At 45.1% G+C, this 16,545-nt stretch carries 16 protein-coding genes and 1 pseudogene; 13 read left to right on the plus strand and 4 right to left on the minus strand.

Annotated features, from left to right (window positions below; genetic code table 11):
• Nucleotides 1-32: 32 nt before the first annotated feature.
• Together NSQ57_RS04335 and NSQ57_RS04340 are read left to right on the plus strand one after the other, a co-directional pair.
• Complete coding sequence (locus tag NSQ57_RS04335; RefSeq protein ID WP_007428879.1) at nt 33-647, plus strand: DUF47 family protein; 615 nt, start codon at nt 33-35, stop codon at nt 645-647.
• Nucleotides 648-660: 13 nt separating this feature from the next.
• Complete coding sequence (locus NSQ57_RS04340) at nt 661-1,650, plus strand: inorganic phosphate transporter (protein ID WP_029517123.1); 990 nt, start codon at nt 661-663, stop codon at nt 1,648-1,650.
• Nucleotides 1,651-1,682: 32 nt separating this feature from the next.
• On the opposite strand, the gene NSQ57_RS04345 is transcribed toward NSQ57_RS04340, so the two are convergent.
• Nucleotides 1,683-1,826, minus strand: coding sequence for a hypothetical protein (locus NSQ57_RS04345; protein WP_155271710.1), 144 nt, complete (start codon nt 1,824-1,826; stop codon nt 1,683-1,685).
• A 63-nt stretch (nt 1,827-1,889) separates the two neighbouring features.
• Here NSQ57_RS04345 and NSQ57_RS04350 point away from each other — a divergent pair, with 63 nt between their 5' ends.
• From NSQ57_RS04350 to corA, 3 genes are all read left to right on the plus strand, one after another.
• Nucleotides 1,890-3,338, plus strand: coding sequence for an amino acid ABC transporter substrate-binding protein/permease (locus NSQ57_RS04350; RefSeq protein ID WP_029517122.1), 1,449 nt, complete (start codon nt 1,890-1,892; stop codon nt 3,336-3,338).
• Nucleotides 3,331-4,059 (plus strand): amino acid ABC transporter ATP-binding protein, encoded by a 729-nt coding sequence (locus NSQ57_RS04355; RefSeq protein WP_029517121.1) that lies wholly within the window; start codon nt 3,331-3,333, stop codon nt 4,057-4,059. Before NSQ57_RS04350 ends, NSQ57_RS04355 begins: the two co-directional genes overlap by 8 nt.
• 572 nt (nt 4,060-4,631) lie before the next feature.
• Nucleotides 4,632-5,591: a magnesium/cobalt transporter CorA gene (gene corA / locus NSQ57_RS04360; protein ID WP_029517120.1), complete on the plus strand. Its 960-nt coding sequence runs from the start codon at nt 4,632-4,634 to the stop codon at nt 5,589-5,591.
• A gap of 6 nt (nt 5,592-5,597) precedes the next feature.
• Here corA and NSQ57_RS04365 read toward each other — a convergent pair whose 3' ends face one another.
• Complete coding sequence (locus NSQ57_RS04365) at nt 5,598-6,113, minus strand: tyrosine protein kinase (protein WP_165149959.1); 516 nt, start codon at nt 6,111-6,113, stop codon at nt 5,598-5,600.
• Nucleotides 6,114-6,339: 226 nt separating this feature from the next.
• Here NSQ57_RS04365 and NSQ57_RS04370 point away from each other — a divergent pair, with 226 nt between their 5' ends.
• From NSQ57_RS04370 to NSQ57_RS04400, 7 genes and pseudogenes are all read left to right on the plus strand, one after another.
• Nucleotides 6,340-6,630 carry a YerC/YecD family TrpR-related protein gene (locus NSQ57_RS04370; protein ID WP_007428885.1) on the plus strand — a complete coding sequence of 97 codons (291 nt, stop codon included), beginning with the start codon at nt 6,340-6,342 and terminating at the stop codon, nt 6,628-6,630.
• Nucleotides 6,630-7,418: a CbiX/SirB N-terminal domain-containing protein gene (locus NSQ57_RS04375; RefSeq protein ID WP_209949971.1), complete on the plus strand. Its 789-nt coding sequence runs from the start codon at nt 6,630-6,632 to the stop codon at nt 7,416-7,418. Before NSQ57_RS04370 ends, NSQ57_RS04375 begins: the two co-directional genes overlap by 1 nt.
• A gap of 173 nt (nt 7,419-7,591) precedes the next feature.
• Nucleotides 7,592-8,473, plus strand: a complete 882-nt coding sequence (locus NSQ57_RS04380) for a diacylglycerol kinase (RefSeq protein WP_013308843.1) — start codon at nt 7,592-7,594, stop codon at nt 8,471-8,473.
• 222 nt (nt 8,474-8,695) lie between these two features.
• Nucleotides 8,696-10,411: a 23S rRNA (uracil(1939)-C(5))-methyltransferase RlmD gene (gene rlmD / locus NSQ57_RS04385; RefSeq protein WP_342425670.1), complete on the plus strand. Its 1,716-nt coding sequence runs from the start codon at nt 8,696-8,698 to the stop codon at nt 10,409-10,411.
• 19 nt (nt 10,412-10,430) lie between these two features.
• A pseudogene (locus NSQ57_RS04390) lies at nt 10,431-10,544 on the plus strand (N-6 DNA methylase); the annotation flags it as partial.
• Nucleotides 10,545-10,928: 384 nt separating this feature from the next.
• On the plus strand, nt 10,929-11,918 hold the full coding sequence (locus NSQ57_RS04395; protein ID WP_342425671.1) for a tRNA-dihydrouridine synthase: 990 nt from the start codon (nt 10,929-10,931) through the stop codon (nt 11,916-11,918).
• A gap of 54 nt (nt 11,919-11,972) precedes the next feature.
• Nucleotides 11,973-12,542 carry a hypothetical protein gene (locus tag NSQ57_RS04400; protein WP_340884425.1) on the plus strand — a complete coding sequence of 190 codons (570 nt, stop codon included), beginning with the start codon at nt 11,973-11,975 and terminating at the stop codon, nt 12,540-12,542.
• A 194-nt stretch (nt 12,543-12,736) separates the two neighbouring features.
• Here NSQ57_RS04400 and NSQ57_RS04405 read toward each other — a convergent pair whose 3' ends face one another.
• Together NSQ57_RS04405 and NSQ57_RS04410 are read right to left on the minus strand one after the other, a co-directional pair.
• Nucleotides 12,737-14,167: an aminotransferase class I/II-fold pyridoxal phosphate-dependent enzyme gene (locus NSQ57_RS04405; protein ID WP_340954325.1), complete on the minus strand. Its 1,431-nt coding sequence runs from the start codon at nt 14,165-14,167 to the stop codon at nt 12,737-12,739.
• A gap of 187 nt (nt 14,168-14,354) precedes the next feature.
• Nucleotides 14,355-15,311 (minus strand): AraC family transcriptional regulator, encoded by a 957-nt coding sequence (locus NSQ57_RS04410; RefSeq protein WP_342426113.1) that lies wholly within the window; start codon nt 15,309-15,311, stop codon nt 14,355-14,357.
• A 204-nt stretch (nt 15,312-15,515) separates the two neighbouring features.
• On the opposite strand from NSQ57_RS04410, the gene NSQ57_RS04415 reads away from it, so the two are divergent.
• Nucleotides 15,516-16,535 carry a glycoside hydrolase family 88 protein gene (locus NSQ57_RS04415; RefSeq protein WP_342425672.1) on the plus strand — a complete coding sequence of 340 codons (1,020 nt, stop codon included), beginning with the start codon at nt 15,516-15,518 and terminating at the stop codon, nt 16,533-16,535.
• Nucleotides 16,536-16,545 lie beyond the last annotated feature (10 nt).

Raw genomic sequence — 16,545 nt, forward strand, 5'->3', positions numbered from 1 at the left:
GTTGCGGATATTTTCGTAAAGGGGTAATCGTTATGAGATTGAAGAAAAAGGATATATTCTTCGAGACGTTGGAAAATATGGCAGATACGATCGTGCAAGCAGCCGATTATTTTGCCCAACATACTTCAAATCTTCAAGATGTGACTTTGTTTACAAATGAAATGAAGAAGTATGAAAATAAGTGTGATGATTACACACACACGATTATTACTGAACTGAACAAGACCTTCATTACGCCGTTGGAACGCGACGACATCATGGAACTGACAACAACCATGGATGATGTGTTGGACGGTCTTGAAGCGACGGCTTCCCGTTTTTATATGTACAACATTACGGAGCCGGACGAGTATATTGTGCAGTTCGCTGATATTCTGCGTCAATCAGCTTACGAAATTCAGAAAGCTGTACATCTGCTTTCACAGAAAAAATTGCTGGCCATTCGTGAATACACTATTCGTCTGAATGATTTGGAAAATCAGGGGGATGAATTGTTGCGTATTTGCATCAAAAACCTGTTTGCAACTGTAACTGACCCTATTGAACTGATTAAACGCAAAGAATTGTACGAACGCCTTGAAACGACAACGGATTCATGCGAGGATGTTGCAAATATGCTGGAATCCATCATTATGCGTAACTCGTAAGGAGTCCTTTTACATGGATACAAGTTTACTGGTATTGGGTATTGTTATTTTTCTTGCTCTGGCATTTGATTTTATTAATGGGTTTCATGATACGGCGAACGCGATTGCAACTTCGGTATCGACCCGTGCATTGACCCCGCGACGTGCGATTATTATGGCTGCGGTCATGAACTTTCTCGGGGCAATATTGTTTACAGGGGTTGCGAAGACGATTGGTGGAAGTGTGGCTGATCCAACCAAGCTTACGAATGGAATTGATATCGTCATTGCGACGCTGATCGCTGCGATTATCTGGAACCTCTTAACCTGGTGGTTCGGTATTCCTTCATCCTCTTCTCATGCATTGATTGGTGCATTGGCTGGAGCGGTGTATGTAGGTGCAGGATCGGAAAAATTAAACTGGAGCGGCTTCATCGGGATTGTCGAAGGACTTATTTTCTCCCCGTTGATTGCTTTTGTTGTCGGTTACATCGTGATGATGATTTTAAAATACATCTTCGCTCATCGTAGTCCGCATACGGTGAACAAAGGGTTCCGTACAATGCAGGTCATTACAGCAGCGCTTCAGTCGTTCACGCATGGTACGAATGATGCTCAAAAGGCGATGGGGATTATTACATTCGCACTCGTTTCGTCGGGGTATCAGGACCATTTGGAAGTACCCATGTGGGTAAAAATTTCAGCCGCAACAGCCATGGCGCTAGGTACATCTATCGGGGGCTGGAAAATCATCAAGACGATGGGAACCAAGATTTTTAAAATCGAGCCAATTAACGGATTTGCAGCCGACATTTCGGGAGCCTCTGTTATTTTCACAGCTACATTGCTTCATTTGCCCGTAAGTACCACTCATGCCATTACTTCGGCTATTTTGGGTGTGGGTTCTGCGAAGCGTTTTTCCGCTGTGCGTTGGTCGCTGGCCGGTCGAATTATTATTACTTGGGTGATAACGATACCGATTGCTGCGCTGTTATCTGGATTGATTTTCAAAATTCTTTTCTAGTTCGTTATTATTTCTTGAAAAATAGGTACACACTATAGAACACACAATAAGCTTCCGTCCGCTTTTTGCGGCAGGGGCTTATTGGCATTCTGGGGCAAAACGGCTTCTTCAAAGTTTACACCTCCAGATAGTTCCATGAAACGTTTTTCAAAAATACCTGACATCAAAGTAGTCAATTTTTAATAACTCCTGTAAAATAAACAGAAAACTTTGAACCGTTCAACTGACTGGAGGAAATTATGCAAAAATCTAGAAAACTAATAGCACTTATCATTTGTTTGTTTTTTGTGGTTGCCCTGGCCGGTAATTTCGGTGTAGTGGCACATGCAGAAAATAAAACAAAGTATGATATCGGCACGGATACAACGTTCGCGCCTTTTGAGTTTGAAGATGTAGATGGTAAATTCGTCGGAATTGATATGGATTTGCTGGCAGCTATTGCCAAGGATCAGAATTTTGAATATACCATTAAGCCTCTTGGCTTTAACGCGGCAGTGCAGGCCCTTGAAACGAATCAAGTGGATGGTGTCATTGCCGGGATGAGTATTACCGATGAACGCAAGCGGAAATTTGATTTTTCTGAGCCTTATTTTGATTCAGGCGTCGTCATGGCGGTCCGTAAGGATAATGATACGGTTAAACGCTATGAGGACTTGAAAGGGCAGCGTGTCGCTGTCAAAACAGGAACGGAAGGTTACACATTCGCAGAATCCATTAAGGCCAAATACGGCTTTACTACAGTACCGTTCGACGATTCTTCTCAAATGTATGATGAAGTTAAAACAGGTAATTCGGTTGCCTGCTTTGATGACTATCCGGTACTGGCATACGGTGTAAACCAGAATAACGGCCTTAAGCTGGTAACAGATAAGGAAAAAGGTGCTTCTTACGGGTTTGCTGTTAACCAAGGCAAAAACAAGGAGTTGCTGGAGAAATTTAATGCAGGGCTTGTTAATCTGCGTAATAGCGGGGAATACGATAAGATTTTGGCTAAATACCTTGGCGAATCGGGCAAAGGTGTGGCGCCTGTAGAGACCAGCCGCTGGGGACTGATTTCCGCTTCGCTGCCTTCGCTGATTAAAGGCATGGGAAATACGTTGCTGTACACACTTGTATCTTTACTCGTAGCCTTTATCTTAGGGTTGGTGTTTGGCTTTATGAAAGTAAGCCATAACAAGGTTTTCCGTGGTATTGCAACTGTTTTCGTCGATATATTCCGCGGTATTCCGCTGATCGTGCTTGCTTTCTTTATTTACTTTGGTATTCCACAGGCACTGGATTTCAAAATGCCGCTTTTTGTCGCGGCTGTACTGACATTATCCCTGAATGCGGGTGCGTATGTAACTGAGATTATCCGTGGTGGTATTCAGTCCATTGATCCGGGACAAATGGAAGCAGCTCGTTCGCTTGGTCTACCCTATCGGACGGCTATGCTTAAAATCATTTTGCCACAAGCTGTGAAAATCATGATCCCGTCGTTTATCAATCAGTTGGTTATTACGTTGAAGGATACGTCCATTTTGTCTGTTATCGGTCTGGTCGAGTTGACCCAATCGGGTAAGATCATTATTGCGCGGACATTCCAATCCTTTGATATTTGGCTGGTAGTAGCGGTGATGTATCTTATCGTCATTACAGTCCTGACCAAAATTTCCAACCGTCTTGAAGGGAGAGTTCGCCGTGGGTAAAATTATCGTTAAAAACCTGAAAAAAAGCTATGGTAGTAATCAAGTGCTAAAGGGCATCGACATGCAAGTACGTGAAGGCGAGGTTGTATGTGTCATTGGCCCCTCTGGTTCGGGGAAAAGTACGTTTTTGCGTTGTATGAACATGCTTGAAGAAATTACCGCAGGTGAGGTCATTGTCGATGACTACAACTTGAGTGACAAAAACGTGGACATTAACAAAGTCCGTGAAAATATAGGTATGGTATTTCAACACTTTAATCTGTTTCCGCATATGACCGTGCTCAAGAACATTATGTTCGCGCCGACTGAACTGGGGAAGCAGTCCAAGGCAGAGGCCCGGGAAACGGCCATGAAGCTGCTGGATCGTGTGGGGTTGGCCGATAAGGCAGATGCACTGCCAGGACAGCTTTCCGGCGGTCAGAAGCAGCGTGTGGCGATTGCACGTGCGCTGGCCATGAACCCAGACATTATGCTGTTCGACGAGCCGACCTCGGCGCTCGATCCTGAAATGGTGGGCGAAGTGCTTGGCGTAATGAATGATCTGGCGCGTGAAGGCATGACGATGATGATCGTAACGCATGAGATGGGTTTTGCACGCGAAGTAAGCGACCGTGTTGTGTTTATGGACGGTGGTTACATCGTAGAAGAAGGAACGCCACAAGAGGTATTTGGTAATCCGAAAAACGAGCGGACCATTAGTTTCTTAGAAAAAGTATTGTAAGAGGATTAAAAGTGAGCAGGGTTTGTGGATGTAGGCGGGGATCTCGTTGTAAGACGCTCCGCGTTCCATTTGATCTTTCGATCGCTGTTGCCCCTGAATTTTTTTGGATTGTATAACACATGAAAAGGTTAAAATACAGGGGCAAAGGCGAACGCTCCGCTTCTCCAGATTCAAATGGACCGCTACGCTACGGCTCGCTGATTGCCCTTTTCGTGCCATGAGCCTGCCTCACTTTTGAATGAGTGGGTGCAGGGGAAGAGGGCGCGACGCAGCTCGGTGCTTGCTGCGCCGAGGGGGATATAGCGAGGTAAGCATCCGACCGCTTTGTGGCTTATGATGTTTATTTTCATAAGTGAGAATTTTGCAAAATTCTGAAGTGGAAGGCTTGCTTTGAAGATAAGAACTGCTCTGCACGAGGATAAAGGATATCTTGGGATGGCTTGTTGACCCTGAGATATCCTTTTCTTATTTAGTGTATGGAAATGTAGAGCGTGAGATTTGTATAATGCTGATTGGCTTATATAAAATATAAATAACATATCAGACGGAAGTGTAAGCGAGGGGGACGTACGGTGATACGTACATTGGCTATAGGCCATGATCATCAGGTAACAGTGGGAAAACCATTGGATCAGATCGTCATGGAGGATTACATATGGATGTGGGTAGATTTTAGCGAGCCTACAGATCGCGAGACGGAGCTGCTGACAAGTTATTTTCATTTTCACCCATTGGCTGTGGAGGATTGTATGCATGTTCTGCAACGTCCCAAATTGGATTATTACGAGGATGTGCAGTTTCTGGTCGTGCATGCGCTCGATGTAGATACGTTAGCTGCGGAAGAAGTGGATATGTTTATCAGCGCTCGTTTTTTGGTAACATATCACCATCATGAGTTAGAGGAGCTGGATCAAGCCTGGGAGCGGATTGTCCAGCATGCGAATGAACGCAAAATATGGTCGCGAGGACCGCTGGCTGCAGCCTACACAGTGATGGACAAGCTGGTAGATAACTATTTTCCGAGCCTTTTTATGATTGAGGACGAATTGGCTGAGCTGGAGGGCTTGGGCGGTCGCGAATCCGTAGAGGAATTAATGAAGCAGGTGTTTGACCTGCGTGGCAGGCTGCTCAAGCTGCGCCGTACCATTGTACCCATGCGTGATCTGATGTACCGAGTTTTGAATTCGCAGCATGTGCAGGGCCAAGGAGATCATATGGCTTATTTTACCGATATATATGATCATTTATTGAAGTTGACAGACATGCTGGAGGCCGACCGCGAGATGACAGCCGACCTGAGAGACAGTTATATATCGCTCAATTCCAACCGCATGAATTCAATTATGAAGACGCTAACCGTAATTACGACCGTTTTTATGCCCTTGACGCTGATTGCAGGAATCTATGGTATGAATTTTTCGAATATGCCCGAGTTGGGCTGGAAATATGGATATTTTGGCGTACTGTTCTTCATGTTTTTGTTGAGTGTTGCCATGGTGGTCTGGTTTATGCGCCGAGGCTGGTTCAAATAGTATAGTCTACTTTCTTGTGCGTTTGCGCGGACGTCTGCGCGGGGTAGTGGTACTTTTGCGCTGTGTCTTTTTCCGGCGTCGGCGTGGTGGTGTATATTCATCCAGTTCCTCAGTAATTTGTGTTGTAGATTTTTTGCTTGCGTTTTTGTTGAATGCTGGGAGCGAGCCCATAATCAGTTTTGCCATCGGAGCAAATTGCTGTACGCTAGACATGATCTTTTGTACCTTGCCGACCGTAGCAACAATCCCGTCAATACCGCCCATACGGTCAATAATACCTTTAATATCGTTGAGATTACCAAGATTGCCAAGGCCGCCAAGCAGTCCTCCTTTGGCAGGGGCGGGGTCTGGCGTAACCACGGCAGAGTCTGTTATACTCGCTGGCGCCTCGTAAGGAACCAGTGCGGAGGAATCGACTTGCGGAACCTCGCTGTATGGATCGAGTCCAGGATAAGGAGATGAACTATACGGATCGGAAATGGCACGCGTTTGCGCCCTCCGATGATAGTAATGTCCAGGCATGAGATCACATTCCTTTGCAGGTTGATACTCTACTGTATGTTACAAACGCACAGTGGGTTTAGGCGCGTGTCCCGAAATCAGGTATAAAAGCGGATTTGGGCATTCGTACGGTATGTTTCTATGATCATAATGTTGTTCTGTAATGCGTGAAACCGTTAATGCTTGAAAAACTGACTATTCCTCAGGTACAATGAGGAGAGATCGTAACCTTGGGAGATGATAATCCATGCAGCTTAAAAAGCTTAATGATAAAAGTATTGATCAATTGTTCGAAGCTATTTTAACTCTTAAAAATTTGGAAGAATGCTATGTGTTTTTTGATGATCTGTGCACGATTAACGAAATTCAATCCCTCTCCCAACGTCTGGAGGTTGCCCGTATGCTAGGCAAAGGCAGCACATATAATCAGATTGAAGCAGAGACAGGAGCCAGTACAGCTACCATTTCACGTGTTAAACGTTGCCTGAACTACGGCAATGACGGGTACAAAATGACTCTGGAACGTCTGGGACGCTAATGCGGAGCCCTGGGATACTGGTCATCAGCCATGGCTCTAGGGAGCCATATTGGGTAGAACAGGTGGATCAGGCAGTTGCAAAGCTTCATTTGCCGGAAGAAATACCGGTAGAGGTTTCATTTTTGGAAACGGTTAAAGAAAGATTGATTCAAAATGGTATTGACCGTCTGGAAGCCTTGGGTGTAACAGATATATTGGTTATTCCTTTGTTTGTGTCATCAGGCAGTACGCATGTAGATGAGATTAGCTATGCGCTGGGTGTCAAAGATGCGCCGGACAAAGAAACAGATTTGGAGCCGTTTCGATTGAAAGCCCGAGTGCATTTTGGTAGCCCGCTGGATGACGGAGAAGATGTTGCTCACATGGTGTGGGACAAGGTTCGCCTGCTGTCGGCCGATCCTGCGGGAGAGGTTATTTTACTCGTAGGTCACGGCAGTGTGCACAACGGCTTTTTTCAGCGCTGGGAGCAGGGGATTTCTTCGTTGGCCCGTACGGTGCAAAACGTGAGTGGTATCATCACGGACTACGCTTTGCTAAATCCCGAGAGTGTGTACGACAAGGCAGCGTACTGGAATCAGGATCGGGGTCATGATGTTATTGTGGCGCCGCTATTTTTGAGTTCGGGATATTTTACAAGTCACATAATTCCTAAACGCTTGCAGGGGCTCGAATACCGTTATTCGGGAGATCCTTTATTGCCGCATCCTTTGCTCACAAGCTGGATAGACAGGCAAATTCATGAATTATTGCAAAGCATGCAGAAGCAAGCGAGGTCAAGTAATAGATAGTCTGGTTCGGCTATAACGTCATTTAAGCCTTAAATTTCCTTATTTGGGCGAAGTCTGGCTTCTTTTATTGTAAAAGAGGTCTTTTTCCAGTATGATGATATTTTGTACAGACTGAATATGATGAACTGCGATGTGAATATAAATATCATTAAATATACGGGTGGCGTAACGGAATGAAAAGAGCTAGATTAATCTATAATCCGACCTCTGGGCGTGAGGAAATGAAGCGTCGTCTTGCGGATGTTTTGCAGCGCCTGGATGAAGGTGGTATTGAAGCCTCTTGCCATGCAACTACGGGTGAAGGGGACGCAACACGTGCCGCAATAGAGGCCATTGAGCGTGGGTATGACATGATTATCGCCGCTGGTGGCGACGGTACATTGTATGAGGTCATTAACGGGATGGCTGAAAGAGAAAACCGCCCGCCCCTAGGTGTGTTTCCTCTGGGGACGACGAATGATTTCGCCAGAGCACTGGGCATCCCCAAGCACTGGGAGGATTATTGCGACCTCGTTATTCGTCAAAATCCGAAGCCACTGGATATCGGAAAAGCGAACGACCGCTACTTTATCAACATTGCAGGCGGGGGAACTTTAACCGAGCTTACGTATGAAGTTCCGAGCAAGCTCAAAACGATGATTGGCCAGTTGGCGTACTATTTTAAAGGTATGGAGAAAATGGTCAGCCTTGCTCCACAGGAGCTGATCATCAAGGCATCGGGTCAGGAAGTGATCCACGACGAATTTATGCTTTTCCTGATTGCGAATACGAATTCGGTGGGCGGGTTTGAAAAGCTTGCTCCTGGGGCGACAATAGATGATGGACTGCTTGACGTCATCGCTGTGCGGAAATGCAATCTGGCGGAAATGATCCGATTGGTAACACTCGCGCTGCGTGGTGAGCATTTGCAGGACAAGAAGATTGTTTATTTCAAAACAGATTACATGGAAGTGACCTCACCCGGCTATGTCCAGCTTAATCTGGATGGCGAACTAGGGGGCACTTTGCCAGCGACCTTCCGGAATTTACCTCATCATTTGAATGTTTTCCGGTGAGGAATGATGAGGAAATATTTCTGCTTCCGGACGGCAACGCAATATAGTATATGGAATGCAGAGTAGGTAGTTGTTTTTTTGTGTGAGCATATTGGTTCTTGCCGTTCTCCGTGGGGAGTAACGGCATTTTCGAGTTGATGTTTGTATGTTTAGATGACCATTCAAATTAGACGTACGAAAGAAAATACCGCATAAAAAGAAGATCAGAAAGAAGTGACATTCATGACGAATAACCGTAGCGGACGTGGAAAAAGCCGCCGGAATGCAGCAACAGCAACTCCTGTTCAAGGAAATCAGCACCAAAACACTATGAAGGCGACAAGAGAGAGCGAACCAGAACAGTCTCAAGTTAGAGCTGGAAATGGGCTACTTCAAGCCGAAATCAAACATAAAAATGGAAATGTGAATGAAAATGTGAATGATTCGGATCGGAAGAAGAGAAAGAACGGACGAGATACTCGTCATTCTTCCAACGGTAGACGAAGTCATGATGCTTCCAATCGTAACCGGTCTAGTGTAGAGCGTAGCGATCTGCCTGTACAAAAGAACGATGAGGCCATGATAGACATCATCGGCATGAACCACGATGGCGAGGGTGTAGGACGTGTCGAGGGTTTTACGCTGTTCGTTCCGGGTGCATTGCCAGGTGAAAAGGTACGAGTAAAGGTGTTGAAAACGAAAAAGCAGTACGGCTATGCCAAGCTGCTGGATATTGCGCAGGCTAGCCCTGACCGGATTGCAGCTCCGTGCGCCATCTACGATCAATGCGGTGGCTGCCAGATCCAGCATATGAGCTACGAAGCGCAGCTCAGCTGGAAACGCCAGCATGTCGTGGACGTGCTGGAGCGTATCGGGAAGCTGAGTGTGACTAGTGACGACGGCACGTCCGTTGATTTGTCGAGTGTACATGGCGTAGTCGTGCATCCTACACTCGGTATGAGTGAGCCTTGGCGATATCGCAACAAAGCCCAGGTGCCGATTGGTGTCACAGAGGGCGGGCTTGTCGGCGGTTTCTATGCACGTGGCAGCCATCGCATTGTGGATATGAATACCTGTCTCATTCAGGATGAACGCAATGACGAAGTTGTCGCACGTGTGAAAGAGATTGGCCGAATGCTCGGCATCAGTGCATATAATGAAGAAACCGGACGTGGGCTACTGCGCCATGTCGTTGTAAAGACCGCTTTTCGCACGGGTGAAATGATGCTGGTGCTCGTCACGAATGGACGAGATATTCCGCATGCAGATGCGTGGATCGGCAGTATCCGTGAGCATATTCCCCACGTGGCAAGCATATGCCAGAACGTGAATACAAAGCGAACGAACGTTATTTTTGGCGACGAGACTCGTGTACTGTGGGGACGTGACGTGATCTATGACTACATTGGAAACGTCCAGTTTGCGATTTCTGCGAGATCCTTTTATCAGGTGAATCCCGTACAAACGGAAGTGCTGTATGGCAAAACCGTCGAATATGCCGGGCTCACAGGCAAAGAAACGGTGATTGATGCGTATTGCGGCATCGGTACGATTTCTCTGTTCCTCGCTCAGCATGCGGACCAGGTGTATGGGGTGGAGATCGTCAAAGAAGCCATCGACGATGCACGAAGTAATGCGCTATTGAACGAAATGCGTAATGTGAAATTTGAGGTAGGCGCGTCCGAAGACGTCATTCCTGCGTGGAAAGAGCAAGGCATCACCGCCGACGTTATCGTCGTCGATCCGCCCCGTAAGGGCTGTGATCCACGCCTGCTCGACACCATTCTGGAGATGAAGCCAGAACGTGTGGTGTACGTATCCTGTAACCCAAGCACACTGGCGCGGGATTTAAAGATACTGGAGGATGGCGGGTATAAAACAGTGGAAGTACAGCCTGTAGATATGTTTCCGCATACGGTTCATGTGGAGAGTGTTGCGCTGTTGGTCAGAAAAGACTAATAGTTGAGGTGTATTGGCGTTTGAAAAAGGTGAAAATCAAAACAAACTTACTGATAAAAACATCAATAAGATTATCGAAACGTATCGAAATCGTGTAGATGTTGATAAATATGCTCATGTGGCATCAGTTGAAAATTTTGGGTATTCATGTGTAGAAATTGACGAAAAGGGTCAAGGATATTATTCCTCGGCTCTTTTTTTAAGCCATTCGCTTGGGAACGGCGTAGGCTGGGAGGGAGTTATGCCGGTCAGTATTTCTATGAACTGCGGCGCAGTACGTTATAGAAGATGGCAAGGAGGGGCGGGCGCTCTTCCTTTTTTTGCGAGTCTTTTGGGGAGTATGCTCCTCTATTGAGTATGATATACTCATTTAGATGTCTATGCTTAACATATACTGCCGTTTGAACTACGTTGCTTAAACATGTTATATGTGAAGAAGAAGCAAGGACATGAACAGGTTAGCTTTACCATTTTGGGACCAAAGATTTGTCCTGGTATTTATAGAGGAGTTTTTGATATGACGAATAATTTTTGGCGTGATTTGCCACGACCTTTTTTTATACTGGCACCGATGGAAGATGTGACGGATGTTGTGTTTCGCCATGTCGTAAGTGAAGCAGCCAGACCGGATGTGTTTTTTACGGAGTTTGCGAATACAGAGAGTTATTGTCACCCGGAGGGGAACAAAAGTGTACGCGGGCGTTTGACTTTTACAGAGGATGAACAGCCCATGGTGGCCCATATCTGGGGAGATAAGCCGGAATATTTCCGTGAAATGAGCATCGGTATGGCGAAAGAAGGCTTCAAAGGCATCGATATTAATATGGGTTGTCCTGTAGCGAATGTAGCCGAGAATGGGAAGGGAAGCGGCCTGATCTGCCGTCCCGAAATCGCAGCGGATATCATTCAGGCCGCCAAAGCCGGGGGACTGCCCGTCAGTGTAAAAACAAGGCTCGGTTTCACTACCGTAGACGAATGGCGCGACTGGTTGACCCATATTTTGAAACAAGACATTGTGAATTTGTCCATTCATCTGCGGACAAGAGAGGAAATGAGTAAAGTAGACGCTCACTGGGAACTAATTCCGGAGATTAAGAAACTTCGTGATCAGGTGGCACCAGATACACTGCTGACCATTAACGGAGATATTCCGGACCGTCAGACCGGCTTGAAGCTCGCTGAGCAATATGGTGTGGATGGCATTATGATTGGGCGTGGTATTTTCCAGAATCCATTTGCGTTTGAGAAGGAGCCGAAGGAACACAGCAGTGAGGAATTGCTTGAACTGCTACGGCTTCATCTAGATCTCCATGATCATTATTCAGCGCAGGAGCCACGTTCGTTCAGCCCTCTCGCCCGCTTCTTCAAAATATATGTCCGTGGATTCCGAGGGGCAAGTGAACTCAGAAACAGCTTAATGAACGCCAAATCAACAAGTGAAGTGCGTACATTGCTTGATGAGTTTGGAAGCAAGGATCATGATGAGGTAGAGGAACGTGGAAATTAAATTGCCAAGTTGGGAGACGGGCTGTTAGTAGGCATTGAAAACATAGGAGGATATATGTCCTGGAGTAAATTGAAGCAACAACTGGAGAGCTTCCGCTGTCCTGCGTTAGACGGAAGAGTCGAATACCGAGCGACCAGTTACCGTTATTTGCCTGATAAGTCTGGAATCTGTTATATAACTGTAGATAAGAAGAACATACTCAATATGAATGATATCACTAGTTCGATCAAATGGTATCAGACGGAGTTGGAAATCAAGAATGATCCAGATATCCAAGTTCCTATCAGCAATGAAGACATTGAAACGGTCAGAAAAGATACTAATGGTAACGTTCCCGAGGAGCGTCTACAAGTAATTGCAAGAGGTAGAAAAATATCAGAACATGCAAAGGAGCTTTTCTCAGCACAGGCCTCATTAAGCAAGTCTAATTTTAATGTTGTAGCTAATAAATTTTTAACTACTTCTATAGAGGAAAGCTTAGAGAGTAATGATATCTTATTGAATATTTTAGCTTTAGTGGACAGACGAGTTGGAAAAAAACGAATATTAAACATGACCGAGAAGATGAAGTTAAAGCATCCCATTGTGCAGTATTTTTATGAACTACGGCGTAGTACGTTATGAAAATAAATAACTTTCATTGATGGGGGCACGTCGTGTCAGGATTAAGTGCTGTTCATTGTTGCTGCATTGCACAATGGCAAATAATTTGGATGTCTGGGAAAACAGCAAAGAGGGGCGGCGTGCCCCTCTTATTTGTGTGATGCTGAATATTTTCGCTTATTTACAGAAATCGTAGCAATTAGTTTCAAAATTTTTCATCGCAAAAAAACTTTTCTCTCATTCAATGATCTTGCTATATTCGATAAAAGCTGAACTGTATTTCTTATCTCATCTTCCGTAGTGTCCGGGTGAATTGCGCAGATTCTGAGAACCGTTTTTCCATTGAGTTGTGTCGTAAGCACTGTGGCGTACCCGTTCGTCACCATTTCTTGGGAGATCCTTTTATTGAGTGGATCTAATTCCTGGTCGGATAGCCCAGGTGGTGCATATCGAAAATTAACAATCGCTAATTGTGCGGGGCATACAATTTCCCAATGATTATGTTTTTTGATTTCATCTTCAGCCCATTCTGCGAGTTGAACTCCATGCTCTATAACTTCACCGACAGCATTCGTGCCTAAAGCTTGCAGTGTCACCCATAGTTTCAGACTTCGAGCAGGCCGGGTTAACTCTGGACCCAAATCCCAATAATTAATATATTCTTCATTAGTCTCGGCATCCTTCAAATATTCTGGGCGTGTGCTGAAGCAGTTTTTGAGTTGCTGCTTATCTTTGGCTAAAACCACGCTACAGGAATAGGTCTGCATTAGCCATTTGTGTGCATCCCAGGTGATACTATCTGAACGCGATATCCCGCTCAAAAGAGACTTATATTTCGAAGAAGCCAAAATTGACGCACCGTAAGCTCCATCCACGTGCAACCAAATATTATGTTTTTCACATAGGTCAGCAATTTCGTTTAGCGGGTCAATGCTTCCTGTATTGGTTGTGCCTGCCGTGGCAATGATCGCAAAAGGTTTCATGCCAGCCGTCTGATCATCCATTATTTTTTTCTCTAAGGCTGAAACATCTATACAAAAATTTTTATCACTTGGAACCTTTCTGATTTGATCACTACGGAATCCGAGGATGCGTAGCCCTTTGGCGACCGATGAATGAGTTTGATCTGAAACATAAGCAGTTCCAATGGCATATTCCTGCTCGGATAACCTTGCATTGCGTGCAGCCGCTAAAGCGGTCAAATTCGACAGTGACCCGCCCGACAGAAATAAGCCTCCAGCAGTATTGGGATATCCTGCTTGGTCACACATCCATCGGATCACTTCCCCCTCTAAAAGGCTTGCGCTCGAACTCAGCATCCAGCTTCCGGCGTGGGTATTATAAGCGCTAGTCATGATATCTCCTAACCACGAGTAAAGAGACATTGGACCAGGAACCAATGCGAAAAAGCGAGGGTGTTGCATGAAGGTTTGGTGAGGATAGACGTTTTTTCTCATTTCATCGACGACCTCTTGTATCGGTCTTCCTTTTTTCGGAAAACCAATTCCCCTTAAATGAGCTATTGTATCCCCATCTGCAGTGTTGATTACTTTTTGAGATCGAATGTTATTGTTTTCTGCTATAAATGAATGTATGAACTGCTCAATAATCTCACCTAATTGTTGATTTAGTTCTTGATTCATCATAAGCATCTCCTTTGTTTAAACTTCAACCAAAGTATAATATAACATCTGTTGTCATATTGTGAGATTCACCGATTTCATCATTACGTTTATTTTTAGGCTCCACATGCAGACTATATTTATATGGCTCAGGTTTAATCCATATTCATGAGGTTGAGTTCGTTTTATCAAGTTTATTTCTGCTGTTATGCTAAACCCATCCCGTAAACTCCAGTATAGACGCTTTCGCAGATTGCGCTTCAGATTGTGCCCCTTTACGCCATTCTTTTGGCGGCTTTCCCATAAGCCTGGAGAAGCAACGGTTGAAGCTGGAAATGGAGTGAAAACCGACTTGTTCGGAGATCGAAAGAATAGAATCCTCCGTGCTTTTTAACTGCTTGCAAGCCTCTTCGATTCGGGTGCTGTTTAGGAAATCGAGAGGCGACGTCCCCATAATTTCATGGAATTTTCTTCGAAAATGAGTTGTACTTAAATGGCACAGATCGGCTAAAAAATCCATCGTAATGGGGTTCATATAGTTTTTGGTGATGTACTCCAGAACTGGAGAAATGACAAAATCGCTTTTCAGGCTATGCTCTGTTTCTTGATCTGCCAACAGTTCATTCCTGGAATGAATTCTAAGGAGTTCTATGTAAAGGGATAGCAATAAGCCGTAGGCACTTTCCTGATAGTAAGGATTCTGTTCTTTTAACTCCTCTACGATCGAAGTTGCAAGTGTATAAACCTTGGGATACTGCTCCTTATTCAATATACAGTTTTTTCCCTTTACCACCCACAAATTTGGTTCGAAGTTGCTGTAAGCACTTTTAAATGAATGTTGAAAGAGATCCTCTGGTGAAAAAAAGATATAAGACCACAGACTGGCTGTATTTGGCGAACTATACGTGGTATGAGGAAGATACCTGGGGATGAAGGTCACATCGCCGGCTTTGAAGGGTACAGATTCTCCTTTGATCTCCATGATGCCGCTATCTGAATAGCATATACCAATCTCCAAATGGTTATGGAAATGGAGATGCTCACTTTTAATATCAGAAATCTTCCAACGTTCACCGCTTAATAGCAAGACAGGGAAATTTATGGGCAAGCTATAGTGTCGATATTCTATAACGGGCTTCTTTTTTCTGGGCATATTCAATACCCCCATGACTTTGGTTTTAACCAGCAGATATACATCAGGATTTTGCAAAATCCTCACATAAATGATTGGAAATGCGCAGTTTTGTTGCGAATAAGCTTAGATGGAGACTATTTTACTGCGTACAATGGAATAAGTAAAGCGTTTTCAAAATAGTGACGAACAGCTCTCAAGCGCTTTTGGGGGCGTGGGCGCTAAGAGAGGGGAATAAAGATGCTTCAATTGATTTGTGACAAGGAAGAGATATTAAAAGTTATCGACAAAGTCGTCAGAAAAACCATGGCGATGGATTTGACGTGGGACTGGCCTTGCGGTGTGGCTTATTATGGTGTATCCAGAGCCTATACGAAAACAGGAAATAAAGAGTATTTGAATATGCTTGTGCAGTGGGCAGATGAATATATCGAGCTGGGTCTGCCGCACTGGACGGTAAACACATGTGCTATGGGCCATATGCTGATCACGTTGTATGAAGAAACAGGAGACCCAAAATATTGGGATATTGTGATGAGCAAGGTGGATTACATCCAAAACAATGCTCTCCGGTTCGGAGACCATGTTTTGCAGCATACGGTATCCGTGGCTAATGATTTTCCAGAACAGGCATGGGCGGACACATTGTTTATGGCGGCATTTTTTCTGCTGCGTGTAGGAACCAAATTAAAGGATGAGGCCATGATCCAGGACGCCTTAAATCAATATTACTGGCATATCAAATACCTGCAAGACCCGAGTAGCGGTCTCTGGTACCATGGCTACAATAATGTCAAGCAGGATCACATGTCCGGATTTTTCTGGGGGAGAGCGAATGCTTGGGGAGCATATACCATGTCGCAAGTCAAAATTCATTTAAAAGACTGGTACTTGTATCCGCAATGCATGGACGTAGAGTGTTCGCTTCGGGATCAACTGGCGGCACTAAAGGGTGTTCAAACGGAGAATGGTTTGTGGCGGACGGTACTGGATGACGAGGAGTCCTATGAAGAAGTGTCGGCATCTTGCGGTATCGCGGCGGCCATGATCAATAACGGTAATCCGCTGCATACCAAATACGTGCAAAAGGCATTGGAGGGCATCTTGAACCATATCAGCGAGGACGGACGGGTACTAGGTGTGTCGGGCGGCACAGCGGTTATGAAAGATCGGGATGGGTATCGCAATATTCCAAAAGACTGGATTCAGGGCTGGGGTCAAGGCCTGGCATTGGCCTTTCTATCCGATATGTTGAATTAGGAGGGAACCA

This window comes from Paenibacillus sp. FSL L8-0502, from assembly GCF_038593055.1.
GTDB classification, from domain to species: Bacteria; Bacillota; Bacilli; order Paenibacillales; family Paenibacillaceae; genus Paenibacillus; species Paenibacillus polymyxa_D.

Coding starts and splice junctions, on each gene's coding strand:
- NSQ57_RS04335 (WP_007428879.1), top strand. CDS start 33: ATGAGATTGAAGAAAAAGGATATATTCTTCGAGACGTTGGAAAATATG.
- NSQ57_RS04340 (WP_029517123.1), top strand. CDS start 661: ATGGATACAAGTTTACTGGTATTGGGTATTGTTATTTTTCTTGCTCTG.
- NSQ57_RS04350 (WP_029517122.1), top strand. CDS start 1,890: ATGCAAAAATCTAGAAAACTAATAGCACTTATCATTTGTTTGTTTTTT.
- NSQ57_RS04365 (WP_165149959.1), bottom strand. CDS start 6,113: ATGCCTGGACATTACTATCATCGGAGGGCGCAAACGCGTGCCATTTCC.
- NSQ57_RS04370 (WP_007428885.1), top strand. CDS start 6,340: ATGCAGCTTAAAAAGCTTAATGATAAAAGTATTGATCAATTGTTCGAA.
- NSQ57_RS04375 (WP_209949971.1), top strand. CDS start 6,630: ATGCGGAGCCCTGGGATACTGGTCATCAGCCATGGCTCTAGGGAGCCA.
- NSQ57_RS04380 (WP_013308843.1), top strand. CDS start 7,592: ATGAAAAGAGCTAGATTAATCTATAATCCGACCTCTGGGCGTGAGGAA.
- rlmD (WP_342425670.1), top strand. CDS start 8,696: ATGACGAATAACCGTAGCGGACGTGGAAAAAGCCGCCGGAATGCAGCA.
- NSQ57_RS04395 (WP_342425671.1), top strand. CDS start 10,929: ATGACGAATAATTTTTGGCGTGATTTGCCACGACCTTTTTTTATACTG.
- NSQ57_RS04400 (WP_340884425.1), top strand. CDS start 11,973: ATGTCCTGGAGTAAATTGAAGCAACAACTGGAGAGCTTCCGCTGTCCT.
- NSQ57_RS04405 (WP_340954325.1), bottom strand. CDS start 14,167: ATGATGAATCAAGAACTAAATCAACAATTAGGTGAGATTATTGAGCAG.
- NSQ57_RS04410 (WP_342426113.1), bottom strand. CDS start 15,311: ATGGGGGTATTGAATATGCCCAGAAAAAAGAAGCCCGTTATAGAATAT.
- NSQ57_RS04415 (WP_342425672.1), top strand. CDS start 15,516: ATGCTTCAATTGATTTGTGACAAGGAAGAGATATTAAAAGTTATCGAC.